This window comes from Actinoplanes sp. CA-015351 (assembly GCF_050955685.1).
Classification (GTDB): domain Bacteria; phylum Actinomycetota; class Actinomycetes; order Mycobacteriales; family Micromonosporaceae; genus Actinoplanes.
In genome coordinates this window covers 2,004,267-2,015,532 of sequence record NZ_CP192102.1, presented here as the reverse complement: position 1 = coordinate 2,015,532, position 11,266 = coordinate 2,004,267, and the positions used below count along the sequence as shown (strand labels likewise).

Below are 11,266 nucleotides of genomic sequence, written 5' to 3'. Positions count from 1 at the left end.
CTCTCAGGCCGTCGGCAAGAATTCGTTGGTGTACGCCTTCGACGCGTCGACCTCCTTGCTGAGGACCTTCTGGTCGAGCAGCCACGCCGAGAAGTTCGTCCAGATCTCCGGCTTCTGCTCGCCCCAGCGGGCGGCGTCGTCCTGGTACCGCGGGCTCAGCCACTCCTGGCTCTTCTTGACCAGTTCGGCGTCCAGGTCGGGCGCGGCCTTGAGCAGGATTTCCGCGGACTCCGACGCGTTCTTGGCGGCGTATCCGTACCCCTCGGAGACGGCGGCGGTGAATTCCTTGACGACCGCCGCGTTGTTCGCGATCTGCTTCTCGTTGGTGATCAGGATCGGCGTGTAGAAGTCGAGCGCCGGGTCGTAGTCCTTGACGTACTGGATGTTGACCGGCTCACCCCGCAGCTCGGCTTCGATGCCGGTCCAGCCGTAGAAGATCCACTCGAAGTCGATGCCCTTCTTGGTGGCCGCGAAGAAGTCGGCGTCGCCCACGTTCACGGTCTTGATCTTCGAGGCGTCACCGCCGTCCTTGCTGACCACGGCCTTGAGCAGCGGCTCCTCAAGGGGGCCACCCCAGCCGCCGTACGTCTTACCGGCGTACTGCTTGGGGCTGGTCAGATTGCGGTCCTTCGGGGACGCGAAACCGGACGTGTTGTGCTGGATGATCGCGGCGATCGAGACGAGCGGTGCACCCTCGGCCCGGGCCTGGGTCAGCGACTCCTGCGCGCTGATCGCGAACGGGATCTTGTCGGCGGCGACCAGGGCGGACGGGTCGGCGTCACCCGGCTGGACGATCTCGACGTCGAGGCCGTGAGCGGCGAAGTAGCCCTTCTCCTTGGCGACGTAGAGACCGGTGTGGTTGGTGTTCGGGGTCCAGTCCAGCGCGACCTGGATCTTGGTGAGCGTCTTTCCGTCTGCCGTCGTCGTGGTCTCGTCCGAGGACGACGAGCACGCGGCAGCGGCAAGGGTGACGGAAGCAGCGGCAAAGGCGGCCAGGGCGCGGCGCCGGGTGAGCGGAAGGTTCATGGGGGATCTCTCCGTGCGGTGGATACCGCAGGAACCTATTCACCCGGGTGACCGCTTACCAGGGTTAAGTGACCGGCATTACACACTGTTCCCACATATCAGACCGAATCCATAGGAATAAGTCGGACGATGACCCACTTTGACGTGGGCGTTCCGCTCTCCTCGGCCTGTGACTCCAGCGGAACCAGCGAGTTGGTCTCCGGGTAGTAGGCGGCCACACAGCCCTTCGGGGTGTCGTATTCGACGAGCCGGAACCGGGCGGCCCGGCGCTCGACACCGTCGGCCCACTCGGAGACCAGGTCCACCGTGTCGCCGTCCGCGAAGCCCAGCTCGTCGAGGTCGGCCTTGCTGATGAAGACGACCCGGCGGCCCGCATAAATCCCTCGATAGCGGTCGTCCAGCCCGTAAATCGTGGTGTTGAACTGGTCGTGGCTCCGCAGCGTCTGCAGCACGAGCCGGCCGGGCGGAACCGTCATCACCTCAAGCGGGCTGACGGTGAAGACCGCCTTGCCTTCCAGCGTCGGGAAATTCCGGGAGTCGCGCGGCGGGTGCGGCATCGTGAAGCCGCCGTTGCGGATCTTCGTGGCGTAGTCGTCGCAGCCCGGAACCACCCGGCCGATCCGCTCCCGGATCTGCTCGTAGTCGCCGGCGAATTCAGCCCACGGAATCTCGTGCCGCTCCCCCAGCGTGGCCGCCGCCATCCGGCAGATGATGTCGACCTCCGAGCGCAGCAGCGGCCCGGCCGGTTCCGAACGCCCCCGCGAGGCGTGCACCGCGGACATCGAGTCCTCCACGGTGATGCGCTGCTCACGGCCGCCGGTCAGGTCTTTTTCGGTTCGGCCCAGAGTCGGCAGGATGAGCGCGGTGTGCCCCGCCTCGACGTGGCTGCGGTTCAGCTTCGTGGAGATCTGCACGGTCAGCGTGGCGCTGCGCATCGCCGCCGCGGTCACGTCGGTGTCCGACATCGCGCCGACGAAGTTGCCGCCGAGGGCCACGAAGACCTTCGCCCGGCCGTCCCGGAACGCCTTCACCGTGTCGACCGCGTCGTGGCCGTGCTCGCGGGGCGGCTCGAAGCCGAACTCGTCGCGGATCCGGTCGAGGAACGCCGCCGGCGGCCTCTCCCAGATGCCCATGCTCCGGTCGCCCTGCACGTTGGAGTGCCCGCGCACCGGGCAGAGGCCGGCGCCCGGCTTGCCGATCATGCCCTGGAGCAGCGCGACGTTGACGAACTCCTTGATCGTGGCGACGGCGTTGCGGTGCTGGGTGATGCCCATCGCCCAGCAGTGCACGATCCGTTTCGCGCCCGCCAGCATGTCGGCGGCTTCCTCGATCTCGGCCCAGGTCAGGCCGGTGGCTGCTTCGATCTTCTCCTGGTCGACTTCTTTCAGGTGCGCCGCCCAGGCCTCGAAGCCGACCGTGGAACTCTCGATGAAGTCGACGTCCGCAACGTTCTTCGTCAACAGCAGGTGGCCGATCGCCTGCCAGAGCGCCAGATCACCGTTCGACCGGATCTTCAGGAATTTGTCGGCCAGGGCGGTGCCGTGCCCGGCCAGGCCGCGCGGTTTCTGCGGGTTGTCGAACCGCAGCAGGCCCGCCTCGGGCAGCGGGTTGATCGCCAGGATCTTCGCGCCGTCCCGCTTCGCGATCTCCAGGGCGGTCAGCATCCGCGGGTGATTGGTGCCCGGGTTCTGCCCGGAGACCACGATCAGGTCGGCCTGGTGCAGGTCTTCCAGGGTCACCGAGCCCTTGCCGACGCCGATCGTGCGCATCAGCGCGGAACCTGTCGACTCGTGGCACATGTTCGAGCAGTCCGGCAGATTGTTCGTCCCGAAGGCCCGGGAGAACAGCTGGTAGACGAACGCGGCCTCGTTGCTGGCCCGGCCGGAGGTGTAGAAGGCGGCCTCGTCCGGGCTGCCGAGCGCGTTCAGGTGGGTGCCGATCAGCTCGAAGGCGTCACCCCAGGAGATCGGCTCGTAGTGCGTACCGCCGTCGCGGCGGACCATCGGGTGGGTGAGGCGGCCCTGTTTCTCCAGCCAGTGGTCGGTGCGCCCGGCGAGGTCAGCGATCGGGTGCGCCGCGAAGAACTCCGGTCCTGCCGTGTCGCGGGTGCCCTCCCAGGAGACCGCCTTCGCGCCGTTCTCACAGAACTCGGCGGCGTGCCGATGATCCTGCGGATCCGGCCAGGCGCAGCTCATACAGTCAAAACCGTCGTGCTGATTCAGCGTGCGCAGGTTGCGCACCGTCTTGCGCAGACCCATTTCCTGTACGGCATTCGTCAAGCTCAGCCGGACCGCCTTGAGGCCGGCCGCACGGTCGGCCGGAGGGCCGACGTGCAGCCGGGCGTCCTCGTCCTCTTGCCTCATGGCCCCAGTCTGGCCCCGCGTCGTGGCACCCGGCAAACCGAGGTGAGCACGCTTAGAGTTCGTCAGCTTTCAGGCTGCTCAGCACGTTCGCCGGCGGCCAGTCCTCCACCCGGTACCGAGACGGCGCCAGCAGCGGTTCCGGGCTCAGGCCGGCCTGCTCCTCGACCAGGTGCCACGGCACCCGGAACTCGACGCCCGACTCCGGGCGGGCGAACGCCACCGAATCGGCCCTGGGCAGCAGCGTGCTGACACCCTCGACCCAGGTGGCGATCGTCTCGGCCGGTCCGCCGTCGGGCGGCTCGACCGCGATGAGCCGGCCCACGTGCACGTCGACACCGGCTTTCTCGTACTGCTCGGCGAGCCAGTCGGTCTGGTTGGAGTACTCGGTGAGGGCCAGCACCGCTTCGGCCCGGCGGGCAGGCAGATAGTGCACATGCCCGGCCACAGGCGTGTACGGAACCGAGACCCCACCGGGTCCGGCGACGTACCCGACCGGCGACAGGTAGCGCACCGCTTCCTGAAAACCGCGCTCGACGACGGCGTAGAGCTGGTCCGCCTCGTTCTCCGGCAGCGGGCTGACCAGCAGCGTGTTGTTGTCCGGCGCGAACGCCAGGACCGGTGTGCCCATCCGCTCGCCGACGTCGGCCAGCCAGCCGGGCTGGAGCAGCAGCGACGTGAAGTACCCGTCGCCGTCGTCGAGCATCCGGATCAGGCTCGGGCCGGCCGGCCACGGACGGGCCAGCGAGCGGCGGGCCAGCTCGGCCAAATTTTCCCGGGCCGCCTCGAAGACGTCGCCGGCCGTGACACCCCACTCGTCGAGACGGTCCGGGATCACGTACGCCATCGCGTCCGGTGCGTCGATCACCACGAGCTCGCGCAGGAACGGCATGGCCATCCGGGACAGCGGCGGCCGCATCCCCACCGGGCCGGCGGCGCCGAACGTGACCGGGCGGACCACGGGGCGGAGCTTCGCGCGTACCGTCTCCCAGGTGTCGTCAGCCGGCGGCGCGGCCATGAGCTTGACCAGACGCTCCAGGCGCTCCCGGCGTTCCGCCGGGGTGGCTTCCGCGGTCTCGCGGAAGACGTTCGAGAGATAGAGGTGGGCCGGACCGGCTCCGCCGGTGCGATGGATCGCGATCGCGAACTCGTCCGCGCGGTAGGTCGCGCGCTCCACCCCAGGAGTCCCCCGGGCCACCCGGAGGGCCAGCTGGGCGAACCGGCGCTGCGGTGAGCCGACGAACCTGTCCAGCAATCCCATTGGTGGACAGTAGCCTGCGAAGGCCTAGATCAAGCGGGTCGGTGCTCGTCGACCAGCCGGGTGGCGATGTTGTTCAACGCCTGGTCGATCAACACCTTGTCGTCCGGATCGGTGCGCGCGATGTCGTCCAGATTCGTGTCGAGCCACTGGCGCCACGCGTGCCGGACCCGTTCGAACTGTTCCTGACCGGCCTCGGTCAGATGCACTTGATCACCCTCAACCCGGGCATATCCGGCCTGTCGAAGATCTTCGAACGTGGGTTCCAGCACTTCAGCGGGCATCCGATGCTGACGGGCGATGGCCGGCAGCTCAGCCTTGCCCTTCGCGGTCACGTGCAGGTGCGTCTGCCCGATCGCCCACGCCTGCGACGGGTTGACGTCGGCGCCGGAGCCGGCCAGGACGCCGTCCATGATCGTCCGGTCGTCGCGCGCCCGCCGCATGGTGTCGCTGATCTGTCGTTCCAGCTGGCTGACCCGGTCGTCGGTCGCGGGCGCGCCGAGGCCCTCGCCGACGTCGGTCGCGGCGGCCCGGGCACTGTCCCGCAGCGGCAGCTCCTTGAGCAGCCAGGCCACCAGGAAGCCGAGCACCGCGACCGGGACGACCCAGCGGAAGACGTAGTTGATCGCGTCCGCGTACGCCGCGATGATCGGCCCGGACAGGGCGTCGTCGAGCGCGTTGAGCGCGGTCGGGCTCTGCGCCACGGCCGGTGCGACCCCGGTCGAGGTGATCGCGCCGGTCAGCTCACCCTCCAGCCGGCTGGAGTACAGAGTGCCGAAGATCGCCGTTCCGAACGAACTTCCCAGGGTACGGAAGAACGTCACACCCGAGGTGGCGGTGCCGAGGTCGGCGTAGGGCACGGTGTTCTGCACGACGATCGTGAGCACCTGCATGGACAGGCCGATGCCGGCGCCCAGGATGAACATGTACAGCGATTCGAGCCAGGTGCTGGTGGTCGTACCCATCGTCGACATGAGGTACAGGCCGACCGTCATCACGGCGCCGCCGGCGATCGGGAACATCTTGTACCGGCCGGTGCGGCTGACCACGTTGCCGGAGAGGATCGACATGATGAAGAGGCCGGCCACCATGGGCAGCGTCCGTACGCCGGAGCCGGTCGCCGTCACACCGTCGACGTACTGCAGATAGGTGGGCAGGAACGTCATGGCGCCGAGCATCGCGAACCCGACGATGAAACTGAGCGTCGAGCAGACCGAGAAGACCGAGTTGCGGAACAGCCGCATCGGCAGCATCGGTTCCCTCGCCCGCATCTCGACGACGACGAACGCGGCGAACAGGGCTATCGAGCCGGCGAACATTCCGATGATCGTGGGGGAGCTCCAGGCGTACTCGCTGCCGCCCCACTCCAGCGCCAGGATCATCGTGGTCGCGGCCGCCGCGATCAGGCCGATGCCGGCGTAATCGATGACCGGCTTGCCCCCGGCCTTGATCGACGGGATGGCCTTGGCCGCCATCGCGATCACGATGATCGCGATCGGCACGTTGATGTAGAACGCCCAGCGCCAGCTCAGGTGGTCGGTGAACAGCCCGCCCAGGGTGGGCCCGACCACCGTGGTGACGCCGAAGACCGCGCCGAGCGCGCCCTGATACTTGCCGCGTTCGCGTAGCGGGATGACATCGGCGATCAACGCCATCGCGGTGACCATGAGGCCGCCCGCGCCGATGCCCTGGATCGCGCGGGCGCCGACCAGCATCAGCATGTCCTGCACGAGACCGCAGAGCGCCGAGCCGGCCACGAAGATCACCGCGCTGACCTGGAAGACCAGCTTGCGGCCGAAGAGGTCACCGAACTTGCCGGCCAGCACCGTCGCGATCGTCTCGGCCAGCAGGTACGCCGTGACGACCCAGGACATGTGCCCGGCGCCGCCGAGGTCCGCCACGATCGTCGGCAGCGCGGTGGACACGATCGTCTGGTCGAGGGCTGCCAGCAGCATCCCGAGCAGGATCGCGACGAAGACGACATTGACCTGTCGACGACTCAGGACGGGCATTTCTTGATCGTGGCCCGCTCACCGATCTCCCGGGGCGCTATTGGCGAATTCCGGGGCTCTCCTGGCAAATCCCGGGGCTGTCTTGGCGAATTCGTCGAAGTAAACTAAGTTGACTTCGGAGTTTTCGCAGGTCAGCCTTGTATCGAGAGGATTCGAGATGTCGCTTGGCGCTTCCAGCACAGTGGGTGAGTGGCTCGACCACCCGGACGGCGGCCCCGCCATCCGCGCGCTGCTCGGCCAGGGCGGTGACTTCGACGAGTCCCGCCTCGCCCCGGCCCGCGGCCTGCCGTTGCAGCAGCTGGTCGCGATGAGCCAGGGCCAGATCCCGCAGGAGGCCGTCGACCACCTGGTGCTGTCGGTCAACGGCGGCGTGGCGCCCGCCGACGACGGCGGCACCGGCTGGCGCGAGAAGATCACGCCGGGTCGCTTCGACGGCAAGACCGTGATCGTCACCGGCGCCGCGTCCGGCATCGGCCGGGCCACCGCGTCCCGCATCGTCCGCGAGGGCGGCCGGGTCGTCGCCGTGGACATCAGCTCCGCGGGTCTGACCGACCTCGCCGCCGGTCTGGGCTCGTCGGTCATCCCGGTGATCGCCGACATCACCAAGGCCGACGACGTCGCCCGCATCATCGAGGCAGCCGGCGACCGCATCGACGGCCTCGCCAACGTGGCCGGCGTGGTCGACGACTTCACCCCGATCCACGAGACCGCCGACGCCGTCTGGGAGCGCGTCTTCGCCGTGAACGTCGACGGCGTCTTCAAACTGACCCGCGCCGTCGCCCCGTCGATGCTGAAGGCGAAGAACGGCTCGATCGTCAACGTGGCCTCCGAAGCGGCCCTGCGCGGCAACGCGGCCGGCGTCGCCTACACGGCGTCGAAGCACGCGGTCGTCGGCATCACGAAGAACACCGCCTTCATGTACGGCCCGGAGGGCATCCGCGTCAACGCGGTAGCCCCGGGCGGCGTGGCAACCGGCATGGTCCCCCGCAACCAGTCCGACTACGGCCTGGCCCGCACCGGCCCCCACCTGCGCACGATCCCCCCGGTAGCCCTGGCCGAACACCTGGCCGCCTCGATCACCTTCCTACTGAGCGACGACGGCGTAAACCTGAACGGCGTAATCCTCCCCTCCGACGGAGGCTGGTCAGTCCAGTAACACCCCAACCGGGACCGACCGAGGCCGACCGAGGCCGACAGGGGTGCACGGGGCCAACAGGGCGCACGGTGTTCTCGCGCCCACCCTCAAAAAGCCAGCCGCGGGCGCACCGTGCGCCCCCGTCCCGCCTTGGCCGCACCCACCCCAGCAACGACCGTGCGCCACGTGAGGGCTGGCCGGGGCACACCGTGGGCCCGAGGCGCGTAGGCGGGGTCACACGATCGCCCGAATCGACCTGGACCAGGTCGCACAATGACGATCCGTGCGACCTCATCACGGCCAGGGCAGGGATGCGGGCACACGTTGCCGTTGCGTGCGACCCCGTCAACGCTGCTCCATGCGACCCCCGTCAACGCCGCTCCATGCGACCCCGTCGACGCCGCTCCATGCGACCCCCGTCGACCCTCTGCTCGCCGGGCAGGGCGGGGCGCGCACGCGATAAGCGTTCGCGTGCGCTCACCGCCGTCACAGCGGCGGCCGGCGGACGCCGGGATTCCGCTGGCGCGCCTGTTTCAGGCTGGTGGGGTCAGGATCTGCTGGAGCAGGGATCCGTAGCGGACCACCAGCTCGCGGGGGTCGGCTGCCACCAGGACCTCGTCGCCGACCACCCAGAGCGCGTACAACAGCCCGCCGATCACCGCTGCGGCCAGGCGGGCTCGGATGTCGGTGTCCTCGCCGACGAGCCTGGACCTCAACGGGCCTACGAACGTGTGCTCGTGGATGTCCTGCAGCCTGGCCTTGATCTGGGCCTCGTTGCTGCCTCGGACCAGCGCCAAGTACACGCCGCGGATGTCGTCGTCGGCCAGCAGGCGTTCGATGAAGCGTTCGCCCAGCTGCTCGGGCGGCACGTTCAGCAGTGGCTCGTCGTCGATGGTCAGATGCATGGTCTCCAGGAACAGCAATTCCTTCGTACCGAAGTGCCGGATCACCAAGGCCGGGTTGCTGCTGGCGAGGGCGGCGATGTCGCGTACCGAGGTTCGGGCGAAACCACGCTCGCGGAACAGGCGGGTCGCCGCCGTGCGGATCTCCTCGCGGGTGGCTTCCCCGGTCCGTCTGACCATCTCCCGATCGTAGGCGGTCAAACACATTTGCCCCTCGGGGCCAAACCCCACTGAACGCGAAGAATTCTCGGATTAACCGTGCTCAGCTGTCCGGGTCATGACCAACGGAAGTGGAAAGGTTCGACATGAGCAAGGCGACACGGAGTCTGACCATCGCCGGTCTCGGCGTCCTCGCGGGTGCGACGTTCGGGGCCGGTCCCGCCCTGGCATCGCCCGGAAACCCGCCGCCGGACGCCCCGCCGAGCGTCGCCGGCCACTACGAGACCAAGGTGGCCTGCGAGGCGATCAGCAGGCTCGGCTCCCGCCTCGAGTTCTGGGACCAGCACGATTGTGAACAACAGTTCGCGGGCGCACGGAAGCTGTATGTCCTGTACGTCGAATACGAGAGCGGCTCACCCGCATGGCCGGGCGGCCCCCTCCACGGCGGACAGAGCGGCCCGGGCGGACAGACCGGACAGGGCGGCCAGGGCGGGCCAGGCACTCCGGGCGATCAAGGCCCCATGCCAGGCGGCTCGGGCCCAGCGCCGAGTGCACCGGGCACGCCCGGAGAACCGACTCCGGAGCCCACCGACACCCCAGCCCCAGCCGAAACCAGCACACCGGCACCGACAGAAACCCCCGCCGCAACAGAAACTCCGGCTGCAACAGAAACCCCGGCTGCAACAGAAACTCCAGCAGCAACAGAAACTCCAGCAGCCGAAACGCCGGCCGTAACCGAATCCCCAGCGGCATCGGCAACCCCCGCCGTAACAGAAACCCCGACGACAACCGACACTCCGCCGGCAACAGAAACCCCGACGCCCACCGAAACCCCGGCACCCGCGGAAACCCCGGCAGCCCTCGGAATCACCATCGAATAACCACAGAGAACAATCACCGGCGGCCGGGGAAACCACCCCGGCCGCCGATCAAAAAGCAAAGATCAAAAATCACCCACCAGCCATGGCCCCCACCACCATGAACGGCTCCTCCCCCTGAGCCACCCGCTCCGGCAAAGCCGCATCCGGCGACTCATTAGACAAATCCTCTTCACAGGCGAAAAACCGCACCAGGGGCCGGCGACGCCCCGTATTCCGATCCCGCATCGTCCCGAGCAGCATCGGATATTCCTTCTCCACCGCGTCCAGCACACTCCGCTGAGTAACCGGCGAGGAAACCGAAACCGAGACCTCCCGGTCCACCTTCGCCAGAGTCCGCAGATGCGGCGGCAGGATCACCCGGATCACGGCAGCACCTGCACTTCCACGGACAGCACCGGCGGCAGATCACGCACCAGAGCACGCCACGAATCCCCGCTGTCCGAGGACCCGTACACCTGCCCGCCACTGGTTCCGAAGTAGATGCCGCATTCGTCGAGTGTGTCGACGGCCATGGCGTCGCGCAGCACGTTCACATAAACGTGCTCCTGCGGCAGCCCATTGGTCAGCGGCTCCCACGAATCCCCACCGGTCCGGCTGCGATAGACCCGCAGCTTGCCGTCCATCACATAGTGCAGCGAATCACTCGTGATAGGCACGACGTAAATCGTCTCCGGCTCGTGCGCGTGCACCGCGATCGGAAATCCGAAGTCGGTCGGCAGGTCACCGCTGACCTCACGCCAGTTGGCACCGGCGTCATCGGTACGCATCACGTCCCAATGCTTCTGCATGAACAGCGTGTCCGGCCGGGACGGATGCTGAGCGAGCCGGTGCACACAATGCCCGACCTCGGCGTCCTGGTCGGCGATGCCGTCCGAGACGAGTCCTTTGTTGATCGGCAGCCAGCTGACGCCACCGTCGTCACTGCGGAAGGCGCCGGCCGCCGAGATCGCCACGAAGATCCGGTCCGGGTTCACCGGGTCGAGAATGATGGTGTGCAGGCACATGCCTCCAGCGCCGGGCTGCCATTGAGGAGCCGAGGCATGGGTACGCAGACCGGCCAGCTCAACCCACTTCTGCCCACCATCGGTCGACTTGTACAGAGCCGCGTCCTCAGCTCCGGCGTACACGACGTCGGGGTCGGTCCGGGACGGCTCGATATGCCAGATCCGTTTGAACTCCCACGGGCGCGACGTCCCGTCGTACCAAAGATGATCTCCGACCGGCGGCTGGTAGGCGAAGTCGTGGTCGACCTGCTCCCAGGTGACGCCGCCGTCGTCGGACCGGTGGATGACCTGGCCGAACCAGCCACCGGACGCTGAGGCCCAGATCCGGTTGGGGTCGGCGGGCGAGCCGTTCACGTGGTAGATCTCCCACCCCGGAAAGTGCGGCCCGCTCACCTCCCATTTCTTCCGCTCGCCATCAGATGTCAGGATGAAAGCACCTTTACGGGTGCCCACCAGCAATCGAATACCGCTCATGCTCGCTCCCCTCGGGTGTGCCGTACGACACACATCCTGGCGCAAAGCACCGCGC

The 11,266-nt window shown here is 67.9% G+C and carries 8 protein-coding genes; 1 reads left to right on the top strand and 7 read right to left on the bottom strand.

From position 1 onward, the window contains the following. Positions 1 to 3: 3 nt before the first annotated feature. The 4 genes from ACQP2E_RS09150 to ACQP2E_RS09135 all read right to left on the bottom strand — a co-directional run bounded on the left by ACQP2E_RS09150 (position 4) and on the right by ACQP2E_RS09135 (position 6,656). Positions 4 to 1,026, bottom strand: a complete 1,023-nt coding sequence (locus tag ACQP2E_RS09150; protein ID WP_433829798.1) for an ABC transporter substrate-binding protein — start codon at positions 1,024 to 1,026, stop codon at positions 4 to 6. Between the two features lie 98 nt (positions 1,027 to 1,124). After that, positions 1,125 to 3,389 (bottom strand): FdhF/YdeP family oxidoreductase, encoded by a 2,265-nt coding sequence (locus tag ACQP2E_RS09145; protein ID WP_433829796.1) that lies wholly within the window; start codon positions 3,387 to 3,389, stop codon positions 1,125 to 1,127. A gap of 52 nt (positions 3,390 to 3,441) precedes the next feature. Beyond that, complete coding sequence (locus ACQP2E_RS09140; protein WP_433829794.1) at positions 3,442 to 4,647, bottom strand: hypothetical protein; 1,206 nt, start codon at positions 4,645 to 4,647, stop codon at positions 3,442 to 3,444. 29 nt (positions 4,648 to 4,676) lie between these two features. Beyond that, positions 4,677 to 6,656: an MDR family MFS transporter gene (locus ACQP2E_RS09135; RefSeq protein ID WP_433829792.1), complete on the bottom strand. Its 1,980-nt coding sequence runs from the start codon at positions 6,654 to 6,656 to the stop codon at positions 4,677 to 4,679. Positions 6,657 to 6,813: 157 nt separating this feature from the next. Between ACQP2E_RS09135 and ACQP2E_RS09130 the strand changes: the two genes are divergently transcribed. After that, on the top strand, positions 6,814 to 7,812 hold the full coding sequence (locus ACQP2E_RS09130) for an SDR family NAD(P)-dependent oxidoreductase (RefSeq protein ID WP_433829790.1): 999 nt from the start codon (positions 6,814 to 6,816) through the stop codon (positions 7,810 to 7,812). A 512-nt stretch (positions 7,813 to 8,324) separates the two neighbouring features. Here the strand turns inward: ACQP2E_RS09130 and ACQP2E_RS09125 are convergent. From ACQP2E_RS09125 to ACQP2E_RS09115, 3 genes are all read right to left on the bottom strand, one after another. After that, positions 8,325 to 8,873, bottom strand: coding sequence for a TetR family transcriptional regulator (locus tag ACQP2E_RS09125; RefSeq protein WP_433829788.1), 549 nt, complete (start codon positions 8,871 to 8,873; stop codon positions 8,325 to 8,327). A 929-nt stretch (positions 8,874 to 9,802) separates the two neighbouring features. Then, the gene (locus ACQP2E_RS09120; RefSeq protein ID WP_433829786.1) at positions 9,803 to 10,099 is read right to left on the bottom strand and encodes a MoaD/ThiS family protein; all 297 of its coding nucleotides are present in this window, start codon (positions 10,097 to 10,099) and stop codon (positions 9,803 to 9,805) included. Beyond that, a complete protein-coding gene (locus tag ACQP2E_RS09115) occupies positions 10,096 to 11,211 on the bottom strand; it encodes a WD40/YVTN/BNR-like repeat-containing protein (protein ID WP_433829784.1) in 1,116 nt (371 codons plus the stop codon). Before ACQP2E_RS09115 ends, ACQP2E_RS09120 begins: the two co-directional genes overlap by 4 nt. Positions 11,212 to 11,266 lie beyond the last annotated feature (55 nt).

Bases quoted from the DNA above. Each gene is read 5' to 3' on its own strand.
- ACQP2E_RS09130 (WP_433829790.1), top strand. From the start codon at position 6,814: ATGTCGCTTGGCGCTTCCAGCACAGTGGGTGAGTGGCTCGACCACCCG.
- ACQP2E_RS09145 (WP_433829796.1), bottom strand. From the start codon at position 3,389: ATGAGGCAAGAGGACGAGGACGCCCGGCTGCACGTCGGCCCTCCGGCC.
- ACQP2E_RS09115 (WP_433829784.1), bottom strand. From the start codon at position 11,211: ATGAGCGGTATTCGATTGCTGGTGGGCACCCGTAAAGGTGCTTTCATC.
- ACQP2E_RS09125 (WP_433829788.1), bottom strand. From the start codon at position 8,873: ATGGTCAGACGGACCGGGGAAGCCACCCGCGAGGAGATCCGCACGGCG.
- ACQP2E_RS09140 (WP_433829794.1), bottom strand. From the start codon at position 4,647: ATGGGATTGCTGGACAGGTTCGTCGGCTCACCGCAGCGCCGGTTCGCC.
- ACQP2E_RS09135 (WP_433829792.1), bottom strand. From the start codon at position 6,656: ATGCCCGTCCTGAGTCGTCGACAGGTCAATGTCGTCTTCGTCGCGATC.
- ACQP2E_RS09150 (WP_433829798.1), bottom strand. From the start codon at position 1,026: ATGAACCTTCCGCTCACCCGGCGCCGCGCCCTGGCCGCCTTTGCCGCT.